The sequence below is a fragment of the Spirilliplanes yamanashiensis genome, from assembly GCF_016863475.1.
Taxonomy (GTDB): domain Bacteria; phylum Actinomycetota; class Actinomycetes; order Mycobacteriales; family Micromonosporaceae; genus Spirilliplanes; species Spirilliplanes yamanashiensis.
Map to the genome: position 1 here is coordinate 1 of NZ_BOOY01000022.1, position 22673 is coordinate 22673.

Consider the following 22673-nt stretch of genomic DNA (forward strand, 5'->3'; position numbering starts at 1 on the left):
GAGCCATAGAGACCTCCGGGTAGGTGAAGCGTCGCAACTTCCACCTCGCCGGAGGTCTTCTTACATCTCAAGCCACCACGCCGCGTCAACAACGCTCATGGGCACTACACCTAGCGCGGCGCGGCCAGGCTGCCGTCGGCGGGCCGGGAGCCGTACGCGGTGAGGAACCGGTCCCGGAAGTCCTCCATCGGCCACACGGGCGCGCGGCGGCCGGGCTTGAGGCCGTCGTCCCAGCCCCACGACGCGATCCGGCCGGTGACGGCCGGGTCGCGGCTGATCAGCGTGATCGGCACGTCGTGGCTGGCGCCGTCCCCGGTGACCGTGGCGTTCGGCTGGTGGTCGCCGAGGATGACGAGCACCAGGTCGTCGTCGCCGTAGTGCTCGACGTACGAGACGAGGCTGGTCAGCGAGTACTCGATCGACCGGCGGTACTCCGCGCGGACCCGCTTCTTGTCCTTCCAGATCTCGGTGGCGGTGGGGCCGGCGGCGGCCATCGGCCCGTAGACGGACCCGTCGCCGACGGCCGACCAGTCGATGAACTGGGGGATCGGCGCCCACGGGGTGTGGCTGGAGCTCAGCGACACCTCGGCCATCAGCGGGCCGCGGCCGGCGCGGCCGCGCTCCAGCCGCTCGAACGCGGCCAGGGTGAACTGGTCCGGCATCGCCGACCAGCTGAACTTCGGGCCGCGGTAGCCGATGTTGCGCGAGTCGTGGACCCGGTCGTAGCCGTAGAAGTCGCCCTCGGGCCACGCGTACGTGTTGTTGGGCTCCATCCCGACGGTCTCCCAGCCCGCCCGGCGGAACATGCTCGGCAGCGTCTGCCGGTCGCTGGCCACCAGCGTGCGGTAGCGCTGCTGGTTGGAGACCTTCAGGCCCGAGTGGAACGTGGAGTGCGCGAACCAGCTGTAGCCGCCGAACGTCGACGACGTCAGCCAGCCGGCCCGCGAGGCGTATCCGGCGGCGGCGAGGCGGCGGGTGCCGTCGTCGAGCACGGCGCCGACCTGCGGGGCGAACTCGGGGTCCTCGACGGCGTCGCGGCCGTAGCTCTCGATGAACGCGAACACCACGTCCTTGCCGCGCAGCGCGGTGAGCATGTCGGCGTCGCGGGTGCCGCGGAACGCGTCGACGGCGGCGGCGTCGGCGAACGCCTGCCGGTCGTGCAGGCCCGCCTTGACGCCGAGCAGGCGCCCGAACGCCAGGTTGGCGGAGCTGTCCGACGCGACCGGGCGGCCGGGCAGCACCACGACGCCCGCCACCGCCAGCACGGCCCAGGCGGCGGCGGCCGCGGCGATGCCCCGCCGGGCGACCCGGTCGTGGCTGACCAGCACCGTCGACAGGCGCAGCATCGCCAGCGCGCACAGCGTCACCACCCCGGCGACCAGCAGCGCCGCCCCGATCGCCACCCCGATCGCGCCGCCGCGGCCCACCGCGTCGGTGAGGAAGTTGAAGCCGTCGTCGAGCAGCCCCCAGTCGAGCACCGGGTCGAACGACCGGGCGAACGACTCGTAGAACCCCATGTCGGCCACCTTGACCAGGCCGAGGACGCCGACGGCGGCGCCGAGCAGCACCGCCACGATCCGGCGGGGCCGCCGCGGCAGCACCACGAGCAGGGCGGCCGCGGCGATGCCCTCGATGGGGATGCGCAGGAAGGCGGCGACCCCGAGCCGGCCGTACCGGTTCGGCGCGACCAGGATCGCGACGACCAGGGCGGCGGCCAGAATGGTGAGCAGCCACCCGAGGGGGCGGCGCAGGCGCGTGACGAACGACAAGGCGAGGATCCTTCTGGGCGGCCGGTGTTCCTCGGTCACTAGCTGAAACGGCTGCCCGGGCTCATCAGTTCACCTGCGGCCCCGCAACGGCGCCCTCGCGTACCTTGTCCGGATTCAGTGCGCGGTGCCATCGTCCAGGCGTGGACGAGGTGACCCGCGGACGGGGTGCTGCTCTGGGATGTGCCCCAGCGGGTCAGGCCCGGCTCTCGTTGCTGATGACCAGCGCCGAGCGCAGCCCCGTGATGTCGAGGACGCGCAGGAGGAAATCACCCACGTTGGTGAGGCTGAGGACGGCCCGGGCGTGGCTGGCCTTGCGGCTGAGGACCACGAGCGTGCCCAGGCCCTGCGAGTCGCAGAACGTCACGCCGGCCATGTCGAGGACGATGCGGGCGGGTGTCTCGTGCCCGTCGGCGCCGCTCAGGGCCTCGCTGACCAGGGCGGACAGTCTGGCGACGGTGAGCATGTCGATCTCCCCGGCGAGGTGGAACACGACCTCGTCGGGGGCGCGCTGCACCGTGATCGACAGCTCGGGACGCTCCACGCCGGTAGCCTAGCGCGGCTCGTGCCCGCCGGCCTGTCGGGAACGTCTGGGCCACAGCTGGGAAACAGCTGCGTGACATGGGCAACCGGGAGTGGGGGTAGTGCCCGGTCGTCGCTTCCCGCTGTCAGAATGGGCTCACCGTGACCGATTCATTGCATGCCGCGGGGGGCCGGTACCCGGCCGACGCCCCGGCTTCCGAGGCCCTGTTCGACCGCGCCCGCGCCATCGTGCCGGGCGGGGTCAACTCCCCTGTGCGCGCGTTCCGCGCTGTCGGCGGCACCCCCCGCTTCATGGTTCGCGGCGAGGGCCCGTGGCTGTTCGACGCGGACGGCCGCCGCTACGCCGACCTGGTCTGCTCGTGGGGCCCGCTGATCCACGGCCACGCCCACCCCGAGGTGGTCGCGGCCGTGCAGCAGGCGGCCGCGCTGGGCACCAGCTTCGGCACCCCGACGCCGGGCGAGGTGGAGCTGGCCGCCGAGATCGTCGGGCGCACCCCGGTCGAGCAGGTGCGGCTGGTCAACTCGGGCACCGAGGCCACCATGTCGGCGATCCGGCTGGCCCGCGGCGTCACCGGCCGGTCCAAGATCGTCAAGTTCGCGGGCTGCTACCACGGCCACGCCGACGGGCTGCTCGCCGCGGCCGGGTCCGGCGTCGCCACGTTCGGGCTGCCCGACTCGCCCGGCGTCACCAAGGCCGCCGCGAGCGAGACCATCGTGCTGCCCTACAACGACGTCGCCGCCGTCGAGGCCGTCTTCGCCGCCGACGGCGCCGAGATCGCCGCGGTCATCACCGAGGCCGCCGCCGGCAACATGGGCGTCGTCGCGCCGCGCGACGGGTTCAACCAGGCGCTCGCCCGCATCACGCACGCGCACGGCGCGCTGCTCATCGTCGACGAGGTCATGACCGGGTTCCGGGTCGCCCCGGGCGGCTGGCTGGGGCTCGACCCGGCCGACGCCGACCTCGTCACCTACGGCAAGGTCATGGGCGGCGGGCTGCCCGCGGCCGCGTTCGGCGGGCGCGCCGAGGTCATGGCGCACCTCGCCCCGGCCGGGCCCGTCTACCAGGCGGGCACGCTGTCCGGTAACCCGCTGGCCTGCGCCGCCGGGCTCGCCAGCCTCCGGCTGGCCGACGCCGCGCTCTACCGCCGCCTCGACGAGACCGCCGCGACCATCCAGGGCCTGGTCACCGACGCGTTGAGCAAGGCGGGCGTGCCGCACCGGGTCGCCACCGCCGGCAACATGTTCTCGTTCTTCTTCACCGACGCCGACGTGCGCGACTACGACGGCGCCCGCACCCAGGACGTCGCCGCGTTCAAGGCGTTCTTCCACGCCATGCTCGCCGGGGGCGTCTACCTGCCGCCGAGCGCGTACGAGTCCTGGTTCGTGTCGGCCGCGATCGACGACGCGGCGCTGGAGCAGATCGCGGCGGCCCTGCCCGCCGCGGCGGAGGAGGCGGCCGCGGCATGAGCGAGTCGACGACCGTGGTGCACGTGCTGCGGCACGGCGAGGTGCACAACCCGGGCAAGATCCTGTACGGCCGGCTGCCCGACTTCCACCTCTCCGAACTGGGCGCGCAGATGGCCAAGGCCGCCGCCCAGGCGCTCGCCGACCGCGACGTCACCCACCTGGTCGCCAGCCCGCTCGAACGCGCGCAGGAGACCGCCGAGCCGTTCGCCGCCCAGTTCTCCCTCGACGTCGCCAGCGACACCCGGCTCATCGAGAGCGCCAACTTCTTCGAGGGCAAGCAGGTCAGCGTCGGCGACGGCTCGCTGCGCAACCCGCGCAACTGGTGGGTGCTGCGCGACCCGGTCACCCCGTCGTGGGGCGAGCCGTACCTGCACATCGCCGCCCGCATGTTCGAGGCGGTGCAGGCCGCCCGGGTCGCCGCCGAGGGCCACGAGGCCGTCTGCGTCTCCCACCAGCTGCCCATCTGGACGCTGCGCCGGTACGTCGAGAAGAAGCGCCTCTGGCACGACCCGCGCCGCCGCCAGTGCGGGCTGGCCAGCCTGACGTCGTTCCACTTCACCGGCGCGCGGGTCACCGGCATCGAGTACTCGGAGCCCGCCGCCCACCTGGTGGCGCTGTCGCCGGGCGCCAAGGACGCGAAGGGCGCCTGATGACCCGCCGCGCGCTCGCCGCCCTCGCCGCCGCCGCCCTGACCGCGGGTGCCCTCACCGGCTGCGGCGGCGAGTCGTGGGAGGACCGCTGCACCACGTCGGCGACCGGCTTCATCGAGTGCGCGGGCGACGACCGGCCGCCGCCCGCCGAGCTGCGCGGCGAACTGCTCGACGGACGGATGTGGAAGCTGTCCGACGTCGCCGGCAAGGTCGTCGTCGTCAACTTCTGGGGTTCCTGGTGCAACCCGTGCCGGGCCGAGGCCGACGACCTGGAGCAGACGTACCAGGCGACGAAGGGCCAGCGGGTCGAGTTCGTCGGCGTCAACCACAACGACGACCGGGACGCCGCCCGGGCGTTCGAGCGCACCCGCGCCACGTACCCGAGCCTGTTCGACCCGGCCAGCAAGGTCGCGCTGCAGTTCAAGGTCACGCCGAACACCACGCCCGTGACGATGGTGCTCGACCGGGCCGGGCGCATCGCCGCCGTGAAGCGGGCCGCCGTCACCGCCGCCGAGCTGCGGCCCGTCGTCGAGCGCATCGCCGCCGAGCCGATCCCCGCCGAGCCGGTCGGGAACTGACCATGGGCGAGACGTTCGCGGGCATCGCCACCGACGGGCCGCTGCTGCTCGCGGTGGCCGTCGCGGCGCTCGCCGGGCTCGTCAGCTTCCTGTCGCCGTGCATCCTGCCGCTGGTGCCGGGCTACCTGTCGTACATGACCGGGCTGGCCGGGGCCGACCTCGACGCCGCGCTCGGCACCCCCCGGCCCGCCGCCGAGGGCGCGGTGCTGGTCGAGGCCAGGCCGACGATGACGGTCGCCGCCGGGCGGCGCCGGATGCTCGCCGGGTCGCTGCTGTTCGTCGCCGGGTTCACCGCCGTGTTCACGATCATCGTGGCCGCCGCGTCGCAGGTCAGCGTCGCCCTGCTCACCCACAAGCAGACGTTCAACGTCATCGGCGGGCTGCTCATCGTCGTGTTCGGGCTGGCGTTCCTCGGGCTCGTGCCCGGGCTGCAGCGCGAGGCCCGCATCCACCGCCTGCCGTCGGCCGGGCTGCTCGGCGCCCCCGTCTTCGGGGCGCTGTTCGCGTTCTCCTGGATCCCCTGCGTCGGGCCCACCCTCGGCGCGGTCCTCGTCCTCGGCACCACCGCGGGCGGCACCGGGCGGGCCGTCACCCTCGCCGTCGCGTACGGGCTGGGCCTCGGGCTGCCGTTCGTCGCGTTCGGGCTGGCGTTCCGGCAGCTCATCGGCGTGTTCACCGCCGTGCGCCGGCACAGCCGGTGGGTCACCCGCGTCGGCGGCGTCATGCTCATCGTGGTGGGCCTGGCGCTCATCACCGGCGGCTGGGACGGCTTCCTCATCTGGCTGCGCACCACGTTCAACTTCGACGCCGGCGCGCTGCTGTGACCGCCGTCGACGAGCGCGTCGAGCCCGCGCCCGCCCCGCCGAGGCGCCCCAACCGGCTGCTCGCGAGCCTGCGCAACGGGTGGCGCCAGCTCACCAGCATGCGCACCGCCCTGGTGCTGCTGTTCCTGCTCGCGCTCGCCGCCATCCCCGGCTCGCTGCTGCCCCAGCGCGGCGTCAACCGGGAGAACGTCGGCGAGTACTACGCCGCCCACCCCGACCTGGCGCCCACCCTCGACCGGCTCGGCTTCTTCGAGGTCTACGCGTCGCCCTGGTTCTCCGCCATCTACCTGCTGCTGTTCACGTCGCTGATCGGCTGCGTGCTGCCGCGCCTCGCCGAGCACGTGCGCGCGCTGCGGTCCGTACCCCCGGACGCCCCGAGGAACCTGGCCCGGCTGCCGCAGCACGCGGCACCCGCCGCGAGCGACGCGGCGCCCGCGGACGCCGCCGCCGCGATCGCCCGGTCGCTGCGCGGCTTCCGCACCCGGGTCCGCGAGCACGCCGACGGGTCGTGGACCGTCGGCGCCGAGAAGGGCTACGCCAAGGAGACCGGCAACCTGCTGTTCCACGTCGCCCTGCTCGCCGTGCTCGTCGGCGTCGGCTTCGGCTCCTGGTACGGCTGGCACGGCAACCGCCTCGTCGTCGCCGGCGCCGACAAGGCGTTCTGCAACACCCTCCAGCAGTACGACGAGTCCGGCCTCGGCGCCCGCGTCCAGCCCGCCGACCTGCCGCCGTTCTGCGTGCAGCTCGACACGTTCGACGCCACCTGGACCGAGGACGGCCAGCCCACCTCGTTCCGGGCCGACGTCACCGTCGAGTCCGGCGGCGCCGCCGAGCAGCGGTCGTTCTCCGTCAACGACCCGCTGCGCCTCGACGGCGCCAGCGTCTACCTGCTCGGCAACGGCTACGCGCCGATCCTGCGCTTCACCGACCGGTACGGCCAGCAGCTCACCCGGGTCGTGCCGTTCCTGCCCACCGACAGCCTGCAGACCGCCGAGGGCGTCGCGATGTTCGCCGACGTCAACGTCGACCCCGCCACCGGCCGGCAGCCCGCCGACGCCCAGTGGGCGTTCGAGGGCCTCTACATGCCGACGGTACGGTCGCAGCCCCCGTTCACCAGCTCCACGTACCCCGGCGAGCGCGACCCGGCCGTCATGCTGTTCGCCTACCGCGGCGACCTCGGCCTCGAGGTGGGCAACCCGGCCAGCGTGTACCAGCTGCCGCGCGGCCAGATCGACCGCGGCAAGCTCAAGCCCGTCGGCGAGGGCAGGCTGCTGCGCCCCGGCGAGGCGTGGCAGCTCGCCGACGGCAGCCGCATCGAGTTCGCCGGCACCCGCCGCTGGATCACCGTCTCCGTGCGCGCCAACCCGGCCCAGTCGCTCCTGCTCGTCGGCTCCGTCGCCGGCCTGGCCGGGCTCATGCTCTCCCTCGCCGGGCGCCGCCGCCGCGTGTTCTTCCGGGTCACCCCCGCCGGACCCGCGGCCGCGGGCGGCCCGGCCGGGGTTAGCCTGATCGAAGCCGGTGGTCTGCCGCGCACCGACTACCCGGGTTTCGCCGACGAGTTCGACCGGCTCGTCGCCGCGGCACGCGCTGAAAGGCCGGAATGATGGAAGAGCTGTCCAACCAGCTGCTCGTGGTGACGGTCCTGGCGTACCTCGCCGCGATGATCGGCCACGCCGCCGAGTACGCCTTCGGCACCCGCAGCCACGTCGGCCGCGCCGCCCTGCGCCCCGAGGCCGAACTGGCCTACGCCGGCGCCCCGGCCACCCCGCCCGCCGCCCCGGTCGTCTCCCCGGTCGCCGCCGCGGCCGGGCCCGCCGCCCCGCGCGACACCACCGGCGCCGCCTGGGCCGGCCGCGCCGCCGTCGCCCTGTACGCCGTCGGCGTCGCCGCCCACACCGGCACCGTCGTCACCCGCGGCCTCGCCGCCGGGCGGCTGACGTGGGGCAACATGTACGAGTACATCCTCACGGCCACCCTCATCGCCGCCGTCGTGTGGGCCGGCGTGCTCGTGCGCCGCCCCGCCCTGCGCCACCTCGGCCTGTACGTCTCGCTCGTGCTCGTCGTCCTCATCGGCGCCGCCGGCATGGTCGCCTACACCCCGGTCGGCCCGCTGGTGCCCGCCCTCGACTCGTACTGGTTCGTCATCCACGTCGCCGCCGTGATGATCTCGTCGGGCATCTTCCTCGTCGGCGTCGTCCCGGCCACGATGTACCTGCTGCGCACCGGCTACGACAACGGCAAGCGCTCCTTCCCGTACACCCTCGGCCGCCGCGCCCCCGCCGCCGCCCTCCTCGAACGCCTCACCTTCCGCATGCACGCGTTCGCGTTCCCGATCTGGACCTTCGGCGCCCTCATCGCCGGCCCGATCTGGGCCGAGGCGTCGTGGGGGCGCTACTGGGGCTGGGACCCCAAGGAGGTGTGGGCGTTCATCAGCTGGGTGGTCTACGCCGGCTACCTGCACGCCCGCGCCACCCCGAGCGTCAAGCGCACGACGGCCATGTGGATCGCCATCGCCGGCTTCGTGACGATGCTGATGAACCTCTTCGGCGTCAACCTGTTCTTCGAGGGCCTGCACTCCTACGCCGACGCCGGCTGACCCCCGGGCGGCCCCGGCGGGCAGCTGCCCGCCGACCAGGTGTCGTAGTGGGTCGTCCAGGTCAGGCAGAGGTCCGGGCGGCGGGCCGGGTTCGCGTCGTCGGTGATCGTCGGCACGTCGTCGCGCCAGTAGCGGACCGGGGCGGCGCCCGCCGGCTTGAGCTGCACGTTGTCGACCGTCACCGGGGGAACCGACACCGGGGCGGGGCGGCGGCTGTCCGTGTGCAGCTCCACGTACTGCTCGGCCTGCGCGGCCGGGCCGACGCGCAGCCGCTCGGCGGTCAGCAGGTTCCACCGGCCGTCCCACCACAGCCACGCCTGCCAGACCCCGTCGGCGTCGGTGCGCAGGTCGAGCCACACCTGGTCGCCGTCGCGCAGGGGGTACTGGTCGTAGAAGCGCCAGGCGCGGCTGTTCGTGTCGTAGGTGTAGATGCGCTGGCGGCCGTCGCCCGCCCAGCCGGTCTCGGCCCAGCCGGCCTCCAGCCAGGACACCTCGCCGCCGCCGAGGTCCCGCTTCACCATGAACCGGGCGGCCACGAAGTCGTGGGTGCGGGACCGCACCCGGGCGTCGCGCACGGCGAACCGGCCGGAGACCCCGGACCACTCGCCGGCGGTGGTGGCGCCGAGGTGCTGGTAACCGCCCGCCGGGGGCCGGGGGACGGCCGACTCGGGGATGTCGGCCGCGCGGCAGGCGCCGGGGGCGGCGGCGCTCGGCGGGCCGGTGGGGGCGTCGGTGGGCGCCCCGCCGGACGGGACGCAGGCGGGCAGCGCGGCCGGGTGGGAGGCGGCGGGAGCGGCCAGCGCGAGACCCGCCGTCAGGGCGGCGAGCGCGCAGCACCGGCCCACCGTTCGCGACCTCATGCCTGCTCAACGGCGCCGGGTGACCGGCGGTGACGCCGGTGGTCGGCAAGGTCACGTGCCGGGCGGGGTTCGGGTAGGACAGACTGAGGACCATGGGCGGCTTCCCGTACACCGATCTGAAGGATTTCCTCGCGGCGCTGGAGCGCGCCGGTGAGCTGCGCCGGGTCGGTGTCCCGGTCGATCCGACGCTGGAGATCAGCGAGGTCGTGACGCGCACCGTGCGGGCCGGGGGGCCGGCGCTGCTGTTCGAGCGGCCCACGCGGGGTGAGATGCCGGTGGCGCTGAACCTGTTCGGCACCGAGAAGCGCACCGCGATGGCGCTCGGCGTCGACAGCCTCGACGAGATCGGGGACCGGATCGGCGCGATGATCAAGCCGGAGCTGCCGGTGGGGTGGTCGGGCATCCGGGAGGGGCTCGGCAAGGTGCTGCAGCTCAAGTCGCTGCCGCCGCGCAAGGTGAAGACGGCGCCGTGCCAGCAGGTCGTGTACCGCGGGCGGGACGTCGACCTGAACCGGCTGCCGGGGTTGCAGGTGTGGCCGGGCGACGGCGGCGTCTTCCACAACTTCGGGCTGACCCACACCAAGCACCCCGAGACGGGCAAGCGCAACCTCGGGCTGTACCGGCTCCAGCAGCACAGCCACAACACGCTGGGCATGCACTGGCAGATCCACAAGGACTCGACGGCGCACCACGCGGTGGCGGAGCGGCGGCACGAGCGGCTGCCGGTGGCGGTGGCGTTCGGGGCCGACCCGGTGGTGTCGTACGCGGCCAGCGCGCCCCTGCCCGGCGACATCGACGAGTACCTGTTCGCCGGGTTCCTGCGCGGCGAGCGGGTCGAGATGGTCGACTGCCTGACCGTGCCGCTGCAGGTGCCGGCGAACGCGCAGGTGGTGCTCGAGGGCTACCTGGAGCCGGGGGAGCGGCTGCCGGAGGGCCCGTTCGGCGACCACACCGGGTTCTACACGCCGGTGGAGCCGTTCCCGGTGCTGCACATCGAGACGATGACGATGCAGCGCGACCCGGTCTACCACTCGATCATCACGTCGAAGCCGCCGCAGGAGGACCACGGCCTCGGCAAGGCCACCGAGCGCATCTTCCTGCCGCTGCTGCGGATGCTGATCCCGGACATCGTCGACTACGACATGCCGGCGGCGGGCGTGTTCCACAACTGCGTCATCGTGAGCATCCGCAAGCGGTACCCGAAGCACGCGCAGAAGATCATGAACGCGGTGTGGGGCGCGCACCTGATGTCGCTGTCGAAGCTCATCGTGGTCGTCGACGAGGACTGCGACGTGCACGACTACCACGAGGTGGCGTTCCGGGCGTTCGGCAACGTCGACTACTCGCGCGACCTGATGGTCACCGAGGGGCCCGTCGACCACCTCGACCACGCGTCGTACCAGCAGTTCTGGGGCGGCAAGGCCGGCATCGACGCCACCCGCAAGCTGCCCACCGAGGGCTACACGCGCGGCTGGCCCGAGGAGATGACCATGTCGCCGGAGGTGGCCGCGCTGGTCGACAAGCGGTGGAAGGAATACGGCATATGACGCTCGCGCCGGAGCAGCCGGGCCGGGTGAAGGCGTTCCTGCGCCTCGTCGCCGTCGAGCACTCCGTGTTCGCGCTGCCGTTCGCCTACCTGGCCACGCTGACCGCCATGCTGCGCGACGGCGGGACGGTGCGCTGGGGCGTGCTGCTGCTCGTGACGGTCGCCATGGTGGGCGGGCGCACGTTCGCCATGGCCGCCAACCGCATCCTCGACCGGAAGATCGACGCGCTGAACCCGCGTACCCGGAACCGCGAGCTGGTGACCGGGGCGGTGAGCCTGCGGACGGCCTGGACCGGCGCGGCGGTGTCGCTGGCCGTGCTGTTCGCCGCCGCGGCGGCGCTGAACCCGCTGTGCCTGGTGCTGTCGCCGCTGGCCGTGATCCCGCTGGTGGTGTACCCGTACGCGAAGCGGTTCACGAACTTCCCGCACTTCGTGCTGGCGCTGGCGCAGGCCGTGGCGCCGGTCGGGGCGTGGCTGGCGGTCACCGGCACGTTCGCCGGGTCGGGGCCGGCGTGGGTGCTGGCCGCCGCGGTCGGGCTGTGGATCGGCGGGTTCGACCTCATCTACGCCTGCCAGGACGTCGACGTCGACCGCGAGATCGGGGTGCACAGCACGCCCGCCCGCTACGGGGTGCGCGCCGCCCTGCACCTGTCGACGGTCACGCACGTGGTGACGTTCGCGCTGTTCGTGTGGTTCGGCGAGCTGGTGGGGCTGGGCTGGCCGTGGTGGATCGGCCTGGTGCTGACGGCGGCCGCGTTCGCCTACCAGCACGTGGTGGTGACGCCGCGGGACCTGTCGCGGGTCAACCGGGCGTTCTTCACGGCGAACGGGTTCGTGGGCATCGCCCTGTTCCTGTTCGCCCTGCTCGACCTCGTGCTGCGCCTGGGCCTGCGCGCCTAGGAGGCGTACCGCTTCTCCGCGCGGGCGCGGGCCTTGGCGGCCTCGACCTCGCGGTTCTTCGGCGGCGCCGTGGTGACGAGCTCGGCGAGCAGCTCCTCGGTGGCGGCGGCGACGGCGGCGACGGCCCGGTCGAACGCGGCCTGGTTGGCCTGCGACGGGCGGGTGGCGCCGGCGACCTTGCGCACGTACTGCAGCGCGGCGGCGTGCACCTCGTCGTGCGTGGCGGGCGGCTCGAAGTTGTGCAGCTGGTGGATGTTCCGGCACATGCCCACCAGCTTAGGCGAGGCACACTGGGTGGCCCGCGGGAGATTTTCCCGGCGCCGGTGATGCAACCCGCGGGCGGGGCCGGTCCGTCTTGCTCCGACAGATCGGAGCGAGGACTGGTGAACGGCGACGAGGAAGCAGAGTTCCGGGCCTTCGTCGAGGTCCAGCTGGAGTCCCTGCGCGGGCTGGCGTACCTGACGTGCGGGGACTGGCAGGCGGCGGAGGACGCGGCCTGCACGGTGCTGGCCCGGCTGTACGGGCGGTGGAGCAGGGTCGACAACCCGGGGGCGTACGCCCGCCGGATGGTCGTGCGCGCCGCCATCGACGAGACCCGGCGGCCGTGGTGGCGGCGCGAGCGCGGCATGAGCCACGCGATGCCGGAGCCGCCGCCGGGCCCGGACGGCACGCACGCGGTCGACGACCGGCTCGTGGTGCGGGAGGCGCTGAGCCGCCTGTCGCCGAAGCTGCGGGCGGTGCTGGTGCTGCGGTTCCTGGAGGGCCTGAGCGTCCAGGAGACCGCGGAGGCGCTGGCCTGTCCCGAGGGCACCGTCAAGAGCTACACCGCGCGGGGCCTGGCGGCGCTGCGCGACATCCTGCACGTCGGCGAGCCGGACCGGGGGGTCCCCGCCGACGTTCTGAACCTGAGAGGGCGCCATGAAGCACGACCTGCATGACCTGCTGACGGAGGCCGCGGTGGAGGCCAGTGCCGACGCGCCACGGCTCGTGCACACCGTGGACGACATCGTCTCGGAGGGCCGCCGGCTGCGGCGGCGCCGGCGGGCGGGCTGGGCGGCGGGCGGGGCGGCGGCGGCCGTGCTGGCCGTGGCCGGGGCGGCGGCCGTGCCGCAGCTGGTCGCCGGCGGGCCCGAGGGGGCGCCGGCGCCGAGCCTCGCGCCGGCGGCGCCGCGGCCGGCCGCCGGGCCGGTCGTGTTCCCGGCCGACCCCACCGCGTACGCGTTCCGCGGCTACACCGTGGGCCGTTTCGAGGTGGGCGACCCGTCGCTGCTGACGCCGTGGTTCCAGCAGGCGCCCGTGCGGGTCGACGGCGAGATGGAGACCGTCGTGGACGACCGCGGCGACATCAGCGCCCCGGGCAGCAGCCTGCTGCTGACCGTGTACCGGCCGGGGGTGTTCGACCCGAAGCGGTACACCGGCGCGGAGCGGCTGCGCGTGCAGGGCCGACCGGCGTTCTTCAGCCCGAACCTGCCCATCGATGAGGAGCCGGTGGACGGCGGCATGCGGTGGCCGGCCCTGGCGTGGCAGTACGCCGACGACGCGTGGGCGGTGCTCGACAACGTGACGCCCGAGGAGCACGGCCGCGCCGACCTGGTGGCCGTGGCGAACGGCCTGCGCGGCACCCGGCCCGTGCCGGCGACCGTGGCGCTGTCGGTGGGCTGGCTGCCGGACGGCTACCGGTTCTCTTCCGGCGGCCGCGGCGCCGACTGGCCGCACGGCGGCGGCGGGTTCCAGGCGACGGGGCTGCGGTTCGTGCGCGGGGACGACCGGGTGCCGGCCAGGCTGACCATGCCGGTGCTCGACCCGGAGGACAGCACGGTGCAGGACCTGCGGATCAGCCTGTACCGGCGGGACTGGGCGGGCAACAGCAAGCCGCCCGCGGACCTGCCCGAGGGCGGCACCTGGTGCAACGCCGGCAACGACCGGCTCTGCTACCGCCTCGACCCCAGCGGCGGCTGGAAGGCGGAGGTGTACGGCAGCGGCCGGGAGTCGACCGCCGAGCTGCGCCGCGTGCTGGAGCGCATCACGTTCGCCACGGTCGCCGACCCGGGCACCTGGCCGGAGCTGGCGGCGGCGGTCCCCGCGCCCGCCCGCTGAGCGATCCCGGCGGGCGCCGCACGGCGCCCGCCGGGGCCGGGCACACTGGAGCGATGCGCAGGCCGTGGGTCGTGGGGGTGTCGGGGGCGTCGGGTACGCCGTACGCGGCGGCGGTGCTGCGCGCCCTGCTCGACGCGGGCGAGCCGGTCGACCTGGTGGTGTCGCGGGCGGCCCGGCTGACGATCCTCGACGAGACGGGTGTGTCGTTCCGCGACGCGCACTGGAAGGACGACCTGGCGACCTGGCTGGGCGTCGACCCGGGCGGGGCGGACGTGCAGTACTGGGCGGCGGGCGACCTGGCGGCCGGGCCCAGCAGCGGCTCCTACCCGGCGCGCGGCATGGCCGTCGTCCCGGCCAGCACGGCGGCGTGCGCGGGCATCGCGATCGGCCTGTCGAAGGACCTGCTGCAGCGGGCCGCCGAGGTGAGCCTGAAGGAGCGCCGCCGCACCGTGCTGGTCCCGCGGGAGACCCCGGTGACCCGCAGCCACCTGGAGCACCTGATCGCCCTGCACGACGCGGGTGCGGTGGTGCTGCCCGCGAGCCCCGGGTTCTACGGCGCCGGCGCGCGGGCGAGCGCCCAGCAGCTGGTCGACTTCGTGGCGGGCAAGGTGCTCGACGCGCTGGGCGTGGAGCACACCCTGTTCCGCCGCTGGACGGGCGAGCTGAACGCCCGGGACTAGGCGGCCCGGCGCACCAGCTCGGCGATGCGGGCCTTCACCTCGGCGGTCACCTTCGTGAGCGCGAAGGCGGTCGGCCACATGGCGCCGTCGTCCAGGTTCGCGGCGTCGTTGAAGCCGAGCGTGGCGTACCGGGACTCGAACTTCGCCGCGCCCTGGAAGAAGCAGACGATCTTGCCGTCGCGCGCGTACGCCGGCATCCCGTACCAGAGCTTCGGTGCCAGGTCCGGCGCGTGCTCGGTGACGACGGCGTGCACCTGCTCGGCCAGGCCGCGGTCGGGCTCGGGCATCTCGGCGATCTTCGCCAGCACGGCGGCGGCGTCGTCCGCCGCCTTCCTGCCGCGCCGCGACGCCGCCCGGACCTCGGCGGCGCGTTCCTTCATGGCCTTGCGTTCGGCGGCGGAGAATCCCTCGGCCTGCTCGGTACCCGTCATGGTCCCAGGCTAGGGAGCCGCCGGCCGTCCGCGCTTCTCGGAAACTGATCGAGTGCGCGGGGGCGGGTCAGCGCAGCCCGTTGGGCGAGCCGTAGCCGCCGGGGTTCGCCGGGCCGGTGTTGCGCGGCCGGTTCGCGGCGTCGTCCTCGCGCATCTCCTCGAGCACCTCGTCGCCCTCCAGCAGCGCGCGCACCTCGGACTCCCGGAAGCGGCGGTGCCCGCCGGGGGTCCTGATGCTGCCGATGCGGCCCGCAGCTGCCCAGCGCGTCACGGTCTTGGGGTCGACGCGGAACAACGCGGCCACTTCGCCAGGCGTCAGCAGACGGTCTCCCGTGTCCACGGCCCCTCCTCGCAGGTGAATGTCGGAGTCGCCGAACGGTCACAGTGCGTGTCGGCGCGCATGATTGGGACGTACCGCAATTAGAGCACTGGCAACGCACCACGTCCGTGAAACAAAGAAAACGCCCCATTTAGGAAGTTGACCACTATGCTGCGTCTCCCGGTGCGTCACTAGCGGTGACCGTCGCATAGTGTCTGTCGCCGTGGACGCCATCGATCTCAGCCTCGTGGAGCTGCTGCGCACCAACGCCCGGCTGTCGTACGCCGAGCTCGCCCGGCAGGTGGGGCTCTCGGCGCCGGCCGTGCACGAGCGCGTCGGCAAGCTGGAGGCCAGCGGCGTCCTGCGCGGCTACCGGGCCGAGGTGGCCCCCGAGACCATCGGCCTGGGCGTCACCGCGCTCATCGGCATCGTCGAGGACTCCGGCGCCGACACCGACGACGTGCTCGACTACCTGCGCCAGATGCCCGAGATCGAGTCCTGCTACTTCATGGCCGGGGTGGAGTCGTACCAGCTGACCGCGCGGGTGCCGAGCATCGCCGAGCTGGAACAGCTCATCGTGAAGCTGAACCGCATCCCGGGCGTCGCGTCGACCCGCACCGCCGTGGCACTCTCGACCAAGTGGGAGAACAGACCGCAGCCGGGCCGCAGCCGGTAGCCGACCGGGCCTGGACCGAGCGCGCCGTCGCCAAGGTCGAGGCCGACGCGAACCGCTCCGCCGACACACACCTGCTGCCGTACCCGCTGCCGCCCGAGTGGGGCATCGACCTCTACCTGAAGGACGAGTCGGTGCACCCCACCGGCTCGCTCAAGCACCGCCTGGCGCGCTCGCTGTTCCTGTACGCGCTGTGCAACGGCTGGATCGGCCCGCACACCACGGTGGTCGAGGCGTCCAGCGGGTCGACGGCGGTCAGCGAGGCCTACTTCGCCCGCATGCTCGGGCTGCCGTTCGTCGCCGTCATGCCCGCGAGCACGTCGCACGAGAAGATCTCGCTCATCGAGTTCCACGGCGGCTCCTGCCACCTCGTGGACGACCCGGGCCGGGTGGTCGCCGAGGCGCAGCGCCTCGCCGAGAAGAACAACGGCCACTTCATGGACCAGTTCACGTACGCGGAACGGGCCACCGACTGGCGCGGCAACAACAACATCGCCGAGAGCATCTACGCGCAGATGGCGCTCGAACGGCACCCCGTCCCGGCGTGGGTGGTCGTCGGCGCGGGCACCGGCGGCACCAGCGCCACCATCGGCCGGTACGTCCGCTACCAGCGCCACCCCACCCGCGTGTGCGTGGTGGACCCGGAGAACTCGGCGTTCCACTGCGCCTGGCAGGCCCGCGACTGGACGGTGGTGACCCACCGCGGCTCCCGCATCGAGGGCATCGGGCGCCAGCGGGTCGAGCCGTCGTTCGTGCCGTCGGTCGTCGACCGCATGGTGCCCGTGCCGGACGCGGGGTCGCTGGCCGCGATGCGCGCCGCGTGCGCGGTGCTCGGCCGCCGCGTCGGCGGCTCCACGGGCACCAACCTGTGGGGCGCGTTCGGCCTGATCGCCGAGATGCGCGCCGCGGGCGAGCAGGGCTCGGTGGTCACGCTGCTCTGCGACGGCGGCGAGCGCTACGCCGACACCTACTACTCCGACGACTGGCTGGCCGCGCACGGCCTCGACATCGCCCCGCACCTGGCGGCGATCGAGGCGTTCATGCGCGGCGGGCCAGCCCCGGGTAGTGCCTGACGAAGCCGTCGTCGTCGACCTCGATGTCGGCGCTGAACGTCTCGTTCGCGAACCGCACCAGGCCCGGCCCGGCCGCCGTGTAGATCTGGTCGGCCTGCACCACCTCCAGGCTGGGCAGCAGCACCCAGGCCACGCTGATCCGGTGCGCCACCCCCGGCTCGGCCGCGAGCAGGCCGGTGCGGCGGATCGGCAGCGTGTTCGTCAGCGGTGAGCCGGTCAGGTCCATGTCGAAGGCCCCGAACAGCAGGTCCGGGTCCTCGGTGCCGGGCAGCCCGGCGCCGGCGTGGCCCGACGCGGTCAGGGCCGCGTCCAGGTTGCCCTGCTCGCCGGTGGTGGCCCGCCAGCGGCCGGCCGCCAGCTCCAGGCGCAGGGTGCGGGCCCAGCCCGCCCCCTCCGTGCTCACGTCGAGCCGGGTGGTCGCCCACGACTCGTCGGTCTGCAGCTCGTAGCGCGCCGTGTAGGGGATCGGGTCCACCGCGATCTGGGTGCCGCGGGCGTAGAAACCGGCACGAACGTCGTAGAGGGTGTGTTCGGCCCCGACCGTGTCGAGGCGGTCCCACATGAGGGCACCGGGCAGCGTCGCCATGCCGCGACCGTACCGCCCGCCGTGCAAGGGTGCCCGCCTAGATCGCTGAGGTATGCATTCTTCGGGTATGTCACACAAATGCGACCTACGATCGAAACACCCTTCCGGGAGGTCGGCGTGACCGCAACCGTTGCACAGCTCGACACCTGGCTCCGCACCGAGCTGCCCCGGCTCAACCGAGCCGTGCTGTTCGATGCCGCCCCCTCCGGCACCGTCGCCGCCGGCCTCGCCCGCGACGTCCTGCCCCTCCTGCCCGACCCCGCCGACCTCACCACCCTCGACGCCCGCCGCCTCGTCATCGGCCTGGGCTTCGCCGGCGCCTCCATCGCCCGGCACCACCAGGAACACCACCCCGAGCGCAAGGCCGACCCCCTCGCCTCGTTCGCCGGGCTCACCGCCCGCGGGCGCAGCTTCCCCGACTACTTCGCCGCCCTCGCCGAGGCCGCCGGCGACGGGCACTACCAGCGCGAGACGTACGCGTCGATCGTGCTCTGGAACGTGCCCACCACCGAGGTCCGCGTCGGCGGCGTCGCCCTCGCCCGGCTGCCCGGGGTGTTCGAGGACGGCCTGATCCGCTCCTACACCGGCGACCCCGGCGAGGAGTGGTTCTTCGAGCTGGTCAAGAAGGGCCAGACGATCGAGGCGGGCGCCAACGCCCTGCTCGAACCCATCAGCGACGGCCTCGTCGACCCGTGCGAACCCGACGGGCTCGACCGGGTCCGCCTCGCCACCCGCCTCATCGAGGAGCTGCGCGCGCTGTTCCTCGACTTCGCCAACCCCACCGGCGAGCGCGGCATGGAACCCGAGTACTTCATGGACGTGTTCCGGCAGTACGCCGTGCACTGGCGCCCCGGCGACATCCCGCCCAGCGGCGCCCTCGACGTCGACGCCCTCAAGCGCGACTTCCTGCTCGGCATCGGCTACCCCGGCTACGACCGGCACGTCGCCAAGCTCGAACCGGCGCTGCTGCGCGACGAGTGGACCGCCCTGCACCGGCTCATGCAGCGCCCGCCGCTGCCCGAGACCGTGCTGCGCCGCGCCGGCGTCGCCCCCGAGCACCTCGCCGAGCTGACCGCGCCCGCCCTCGCCGGCATCGTCGCCGCGCACCCCGCGCTCGTCGACTGGTACCTGCTGCTGTCCGCGCACGCCCGGGCCGCCGGAGCGCACCTCATGCTCAGCAAGCGGTTCCTGTTCAACCCGCAGCGCGGCCGCGACTCCAGCGGCATCGGCGACAAGGAGCTCGTCTCCAACCGCAGCGGCACCACCGGCATGGACGAGTCGTTCCTCGACCGGCTCACCCGGGTGCGCCGCGCCCACCTGCTCGCCCCGCTGCGGCGTACCCCCGCGGTCGTGAGCGCCGGCGACGTGAAGCCGCCGCGCGCCGACGACATCGAGGTGGTCATGGTCATCGGCGGCCGGACCGTCCGCGGCAGCCGGCAGCTGCCCGCCCTCGCCGACGGCGCCCCGCGGCCCCGCCGGCGTGACCCGCACCCCAACGCACGACAGGTGGAGGACGCATGACGGATGTCCGGAGCACGCTCGTCGGCCAGGAACAGCTCATGGCCCTGCTCGACAACACCTCGGCCGTCATCTACATGCGGGACACCGAGGGCCGCTACATGGTCGTCAACCGCGAGTACGAGCGGCTGTTCGGCGTGCAGCGGGAGAACATCGTCGGGCTCACCGACCACGACCTGTTCCCGAAGGACGTGGCCGACGCGTTCCGGGCGAACGACCTCATGGCCATCTCGCTCGGCAGCCCCGTGCGGATGGAGGAGATCGCCCCCGGCGACGACGGGGTGCGCACGTACATCACGGTCAAGTTCCCGCTGATGGACGCCAACGGGCACCCGTACGCCATCGCCGGCATCTCCACCGAGATCACCGAGCGCAAGCGGGCCGAGGAGGAGGTGCGCCGGCTCAACGAGGAGCTGGAGCTGCGCGTCAAGCAGCGCACCGCCGAGCTGGAGGCGTCGACGAAGGAGCTGGACGCCTTCGCGTACTCCGTCTCCCACGACCTCCGCGCCCCGCTGCGCTCGCTGGCCGGCTTCAGCGAGGTGCTCCAGGAGGACTACGCCGACAAGCTCGACGCCACCGGCCTGCGCTACCTCGAACGCATCGAGGCCAACGCCACCCGGATGGCGCAGATGATCGACGACCTGCTCAACCTGTCCCGCGCCACCCGGGTCGAGCTGCGCCGCGAACACGTCGACATCAGCGCCACCGCCCGGGAGGTGCTCGCCGACCTGGCCGACGCCCACCCCGACCGCACCGTCGACGCCGTCGTCGACGACGGGCTCACCACCACCGGCGACCCCGACCTCATCCGCCTCGTCTTCCTCAACCTGCTCGGCAACGCCTGGAAGTTCACCGCGAAGCGCAGCGACGCCCGCATCCGCGTCGGTAACGTCGCCCACGAGGACGGCCCCGTCCTCGCCGTCAGCGACAACGGCGCCGGCTTCGACATGCGGTACGCCGCCAAGCTGTTCGACCCGTTCCAGCGGCTGCACGCCGCCACCGACTTCGAGGGCACCGGCATCGGCCTGGCCATCGTCAACCGGATCGTGCAGCGGCACGGCGGCGTCGTCTGGGCGGCCAGCGAGCCCGGCGACGGCGCCACCTTCTACCTGCGCTTCGAGGACCTGGGGGAGAAGTGATGAACGGCGGCCCCATCCTGCTCGTCGAGGACAACCCGGACGACGTGCTGTTCACCGTGCGCGCGTTCGAGAAGAACAAGATGCAGAACGAGGTGGTCGTCGCCGGCGACGGCGAGGAGGCCCTGTCGTACCTGCTGCCCCCGGGCGGCGAACCCGGCCTGGTGCCCTCACTGGTGCTGCTCGACGTCAAGCTGCCCAAGATCGACGGGCTGGAGGTGCTGCGCCGCATCCGGTCCGACCCGCGCACCGCCGCGCTGCCCGTCGTCGTGCTCACCACGTCCAGCGAGGAACGCGACATCGTGGAGAGCTACCGGCTCGGCGCCAACAGCTTCGTCCGCAAGCCCGTCGTGTTCAACGAGTTCCTCGACGCCACCAACGTGCTCGGCGTCTACTGGCTGCTCGTCAACGAGCCCGCACCGTCGTGGCGTGGCGGCGAGGCGCAGGCGTGACCGTCTCGCTGCTGATCGTCGAGGACAGTGACGACGACGCCCTGCTCATCCTGCGGCAGTTCCAGCGCGCCGGCGTCGCCGTCGAGCACACGCGGGTCGAGACGGCCGAGGACCTCGCCGCCGCCCTGGAGCGGTGCTGCCCCGACGTCGTGCTCAGCGACTACAACATGCCGATGTTCAACGCCCGCGAGGCGCTCGACCTCGTGCAGGCCACCGGGCTGGACATCCCGTTCATCCTGGTCTCCGGCGAGGTCGGCGAGGAGACCGCCGCCGCGCTCATGAAGGCCGGCGCCCACGACTTCGTGCTCAAGGACCGGCTCGCCCGGCTCGTGCCCGCCGTCCAGCGCGAGATCGGCGAGGCCGAGGACCGCCGGCGGCGCCGCTCCGCCGAGTCCGCGCTGCGCAAGAGCGAGGAACGCTTCCGCCTGCTCGCCGAGCACGCCCAGGACGTCATCTTCCGGTTCCGCTGGCTGCCCGCCCCCGACCTCGACTACGTCAGCCCCGCCGTCGAGAACATCCTCGGCTTCACCCCCGCCGAGCTGCGCGCCGAACCGATGAACCTGCTCGACCTCGTCGAGCCCGAGGACCGCGACGCCATCAAGGCGTCCTGGCGCTCGCCCGACCCCGAGTCGCTGGCGTTCCGCTGCCGCCGCAAGGACGGCCAGCTGGTCTGGATGGAACAGCGCGCCTCCGCCGTCGTCGACGCCGACGGCCACGTCGCGTACGTCGAGGGCATCCTGCGCGACGCCACCGAGCGGATGCTCGCCGAGGAGGAACGCGCCCGGCTCGAACACCAGCTGCGGCAGAACGAACGGCTCGACTCCCTCGGCCACCTCGCCGGCGGCGTCGCCCACGACTTCAACAACCTGCTCGCCGTCATCACCGGCTACTGCGGCATGCTCGCCGACTCGCTGCCCGAGCACGACCCGTCCCTGGACGACATCGAGGGCATCCGCAAGGCCGCCGAACGCGGCGCCGCCCTCACCCGGCAGCTGCTCATCTTCAGCCGGCTCGAACCGTCCCGGCTGGAGACCGTCGACCTCAACACCGTCGTCGCCGAGACCCGCGACCTGCTCAGCCGCACCCTCGGCGAGGACATCGAGTTCAGCGCCGAACTGGACCCGCAGCTCGCCGCCGTCACCGTGGACCGCACCAAGATGGAACAGGTCCTGGTCAACCTCATCGTCAACGCCCGCGCCGCCATGCCCACCGGCGGGCGCATCACCATCCGGACCGAGAACCTCACCCTCAGCGGGGCGCCGCTGTCCGACATCAGCGCGTACGGCCGGGAGGTCGCCGCCGTCGGCCGCCGCATCGTGGCGCTCAGCGTCGCCGACACCGGCGCCGGGATGCCGCCCGAGGTGCTCAGCCGCGCCTTCGAGCCGTTCTTCACCACCCGGCCGCGCGGCCAGGGCACCGGGCTGGGGCTCGCCACCGCGTACGGGGTCATCACCGACGCCGGCGGCCACATCGCCCTCGACTCCGAGCCGGGCCGCGGCACCACCGTGCGCGTCTACCTGCCCGCCGCCGCCCGCGACACCACCCGCACCGACCCGGCCGCCACCGACGCCCCGCGCGGCGAGGGCCAGTCCGTGCTGCTCGTCGAGGACGAGGACGCCGTCCGCGAGGTCGTGCTGCGCATCCTCACCCGCTCCGGGTACCGGGTGCGCCAGGTCGGCGCGCCCCTGGAAGCGCTCAAGATCTTCTCGGCCGGGCCCGAGCAGTTCGACGTGCTGCTCACCGACATCGTCATGCCCGGCATGTACGGCACCGAGCTGGCCGCGTCGCTGCGCGAGATCCGGCCGTCCCTGCCCGTGCTGTTCATGTCCGGCTACACCGCCGGCCCCGCTCCCGGCGGCCAGGAACTGCCCTCCGACGGCTCGCTGCTGTACAAGCCGTTCGACCGCAAGACCCTGCTCACCGCCCTGCACCGGGTGCTGAACGGGGTCCGGCACAGCTGACGATGCCCGGCCCCCCA

The 22673-nt window shown here is 73.4% G+C and carries 24 protein-coding genes; 17 read left to right on the forward strand and 7 right to left on the reverse strand.

Annotation, left to right across the window (positions count from 1 at the left end; translation table 11 throughout):
• Window positions 1–110: 110 nt before the first annotated feature.
• Window positions 111–1769, reverse strand: coding sequence for a sulfatase-like hydrolase/transferase (locus tag Sya03_RS14590; protein ID WP_239107512.1), 1659 nt, complete (start codon window positions 1767–1769; stop codon window positions 111–113).
• 193 nt (window positions 1770–1962) lie between these two features.
• Complete coding sequence (locus Sya03_RS14595; RefSeq protein WP_203938829.1) at window positions 1963–2310, reverse strand: STAS domain-containing protein; 348 nt, start codon at window positions 2308–2310, stop codon at window positions 1963–1965.
• Window positions 2311–2450: 140 nt separating this feature from the next.
• On the opposite strand from Sya03_RS14595, the gene hemL reads away from it, so the two are divergent.
• The 6 genes from hemL to ccsB are packed head-to-tail and all read left to right on the forward strand — an operon-like array spanning window position 2451 to window position 8424.
• The gene (gene hemL / locus Sya03_RS14600; protein WP_203938830.1) at window positions 2451–3776 is read left to right on the forward strand and encodes a glutamate-1-semialdehyde 2,1-aminomutase; all 1326 of its coding nucleotides are present in this window, start codon (window positions 2451–2453) and stop codon (window positions 3774–3776) included.
• Window positions 3773–4426: a histidine phosphatase family protein gene (locus Sya03_RS14605; RefSeq protein WP_203938831.1), complete on the forward strand. Its 654-nt coding sequence runs from the start codon at window positions 3773–3775 to the stop codon at window positions 4424–4426. The genes hemL and Sya03_RS14605 overlap by 4 nt, the downstream gene beginning before the upstream one ends.
• The gene (locus tag Sya03_RS14610) at window positions 4426–5004 is read left to right on the forward strand and encodes a TlpA family protein disulfide reductase (RefSeq protein WP_203938832.1); all 579 of its coding nucleotides are present in this window, start codon (window positions 4426–4428) and stop codon (window positions 5002–5004) included. The genes Sya03_RS14605 and Sya03_RS14610 overlap by 1 nt, the downstream gene beginning before the upstream one ends.
• Before the next feature lie 2 nt (window positions 5005–5006).
• On the forward strand, window positions 5007–5828 hold the full coding sequence (locus tag Sya03_RS14615) for a cytochrome c biogenesis CcdA family protein (protein WP_203938833.1): 822 nt from the start codon (window positions 5007–5009) through the stop codon (window positions 5826–5828).
• The gene (gene resB, locus Sya03_RS14620; protein WP_370871936.1) at window positions 5825–7432 is read left to right on the forward strand and encodes a cytochrome c biogenesis protein ResB; all 1608 of its coding nucleotides are present in this window, start codon (window positions 5825–5827) and stop codon (window positions 7430–7432) included. The genes Sya03_RS14615 and resB overlap by 4 nt, the downstream gene beginning before the upstream one ends.
• Window positions 7432–8424 (forward strand): c-type cytochrome biogenesis protein CcsB, encoded by a 993-nt coding sequence (gene ccsB, locus Sya03_RS14625; protein WP_203938834.1) that lies wholly within the window; start codon window positions 7432–7434, stop codon window positions 8422–8424. The genes resB and ccsB overlap by 1 nt, the downstream gene beginning before the upstream one ends.
• Here ccsB and Sya03_RS14630 read toward each other — a convergent pair.
• Window positions 8406–9284 carry a hypothetical protein gene (locus tag Sya03_RS14630; RefSeq protein ID WP_239107514.1) on the reverse strand — a complete coding sequence of 293 codons (879 nt, stop codon included), beginning with the start codon at window positions 9282–9284 and terminating at the stop codon, window positions 8406–8408. The two genes, ccsB and Sya03_RS14630, sit on opposite strands and share 19 nt — an antisense overlap.
• A gap of 92 nt (window positions 9285–9376) precedes the next feature.
• On the opposite strand from Sya03_RS14630, the gene Sya03_RS14635 reads away from it, so the two are divergent.
• Together Sya03_RS14635 and mqnP are read left to right on the forward strand one after the other, a co-directional pair.
• Window positions 9377–10831 (forward strand): menaquinone biosynthesis decarboxylase, encoded by a 1455-nt coding sequence (locus Sya03_RS14635; protein ID WP_203938835.1) that lies wholly within the window; start codon window positions 9377–9379, stop codon window positions 10829–10831.
• A complete protein-coding gene (gene mqnP / locus Sya03_RS14640; RefSeq protein ID WP_203938836.1) occupies window positions 10828–11730 on the forward strand; it encodes a menaquinone biosynthesis prenyltransferase MqnP in 903 nt (300 codons plus the stop codon). The genes Sya03_RS14635 and mqnP overlap by 4 nt, the downstream gene beginning before the upstream one ends.
• On the opposite strand, the gene Sya03_RS14645 is transcribed toward mqnP, so the two are convergent.
• Window positions 11727–11996 carry a DUF2277 domain-containing protein gene (locus Sya03_RS14645; RefSeq protein WP_203938837.1) on the reverse strand — a complete coding sequence of 90 codons (270 nt, stop codon included), beginning with the start codon at window positions 11994–11996 and terminating at the stop codon, window positions 11727–11729. The genes mqnP and Sya03_RS14645 overlap by 4 nt on opposite strands.
• A 117-nt stretch (window positions 11997–12113) precedes the next feature.
• Here Sya03_RS14645 and Sya03_RS14650 point away from each other — a divergent pair, with 117 nt between their 5' ends.
• The 3 genes from Sya03_RS14650 to Sya03_RS14660 are packed head-to-tail and all read left to right on the forward strand — an operon-like array spanning window position 12114 to window position 14507.
• The gene (locus Sya03_RS14650) at window positions 12114–12668 is read left to right on the forward strand and encodes a SigE family RNA polymerase sigma factor (RefSeq protein ID WP_239107516.1); all 555 of its coding nucleotides are present in this window, start codon (window positions 12114–12116) and stop codon (window positions 12666–12668) included.
• Window positions 12649–13827, forward strand: a complete 1179-nt coding sequence (locus tag Sya03_RS14655; protein WP_203938838.1) for a hypothetical protein — start codon at window positions 12649–12651, stop codon at window positions 13825–13827. Before Sya03_RS14650 ends, Sya03_RS14655 begins: the two co-directional genes overlap by 20 nt.
• 53 nt (window positions 13828–13880) lie before the next feature.
• Window positions 13881–14507 carry a UbiX family flavin prenyltransferase gene (locus tag Sya03_RS14660; protein ID WP_203938839.1) on the forward strand — a complete coding sequence of 209 codons (627 nt, stop codon included), beginning with the start codon at window positions 13881–13883 and terminating at the stop codon, window positions 14505–14507.
• Here Sya03_RS14660 and Sya03_RS14665 read toward each other — a convergent pair.
• A complete protein-coding gene (locus Sya03_RS14665) occupies window positions 14504–14938 on the reverse strand; it encodes an iron chaperone (RefSeq protein ID WP_203938840.1) in 435 nt (144 codons plus the stop codon). The two genes, Sya03_RS14660 and Sya03_RS14665, sit on opposite strands and share 4 nt — an antisense overlap.
• A gap of 67 nt (window positions 14939–15005) precedes the next feature.
• A complete protein-coding gene (locus Sya03_RS14670) occupies window positions 15006–15278 on the reverse strand; it encodes a BldC family transcriptional regulator (RefSeq protein ID WP_203938841.1) in 273 nt (90 codons plus the stop codon).
• Between the two features lie 202 nt (window positions 15279–15480).
• Between Sya03_RS14670 and Sya03_RS14675 the strand changes: the two genes are divergently transcribed.
• Together Sya03_RS14675 and cds1 are read left to right on the forward strand one after the other, a co-directional pair.
• Window positions 15481–15933, forward strand: a complete 453-nt coding sequence (locus Sya03_RS14675) for an Lrp/AsnC family transcriptional regulator (RefSeq protein ID WP_203938842.1) — start codon at window positions 15481–15483, stop codon at window positions 15931–15933.
• Window positions 15897–17003 (forward strand): L-cysteine desulfhydrase Cds1, encoded by a 1107-nt coding sequence (gene cds1, locus Sya03_RS14680; protein WP_203938843.1) that lies wholly within the window; start codon window positions 15897–15899, stop codon window positions 17001–17003. Before Sya03_RS14675 ends, cds1 begins: the two co-directional genes overlap by 37 nt.
• On the opposite strand, the gene Sya03_RS14685 is transcribed toward cds1, so the two are convergent.
• A complete protein-coding gene (locus Sya03_RS14685; RefSeq protein WP_203938844.1) occupies window positions 16969–17589 on the reverse strand; it encodes a putative glycolipid-binding domain-containing protein in 621 nt (206 codons plus the stop codon). The genes cds1 and Sya03_RS14685 overlap by 35 nt on opposite strands.
• 117 nt (window positions 17590–17706) lie before the next feature.
• Here Sya03_RS14685 and Sya03_RS14690 point away from each other — a divergent pair, with 117 nt between their 5' ends.
• Genes Sya03_RS14690 through Sya03_RS14705 form a run of 4 tightly spaced genes read left to right on the forward strand, consistent with a single transcriptional unit; the run spans window position 17707 to window position 22656 of the window.
• The gene (locus Sya03_RS14690; RefSeq protein WP_203938845.1) at window positions 17707–19110 is read left to right on the forward strand and encodes a hypothetical protein; all 1404 of its coding nucleotides are present in this window, start codon (window positions 17707–17709) and stop codon (window positions 19108–19110) included.
• A complete protein-coding gene (locus Sya03_RS14695) occupies window positions 19107–20246 on the forward strand; it encodes a sensor histidine kinase (protein WP_203938846.1) in 1140 nt (379 codons plus the stop codon). Before Sya03_RS14690 ends, Sya03_RS14695 begins: the two co-directional genes overlap by 4 nt.
• On the forward strand, window positions 20246–20695 hold the full coding sequence (locus tag Sya03_RS14700) for a response regulator (RefSeq protein ID WP_203938847.1): 450 nt from the start codon (window positions 20246–20248) through the stop codon (window positions 20693–20695). The genes Sya03_RS14695 and Sya03_RS14700 overlap by 1 nt, the downstream gene beginning before the upstream one ends.
• Window positions 20692–22656 carry a response regulator gene (locus Sya03_RS14705; RefSeq protein ID WP_203938848.1) on the forward strand — a complete coding sequence of 655 codons (1965 nt, stop codon included), beginning with the start codon at window positions 20692–20694 and terminating at the stop codon, window positions 22654–22656. Before Sya03_RS14700 ends, Sya03_RS14705 begins: the two co-directional genes overlap by 4 nt.
• Window positions 22657–22673: the final 17 nt, after the last annotated feature.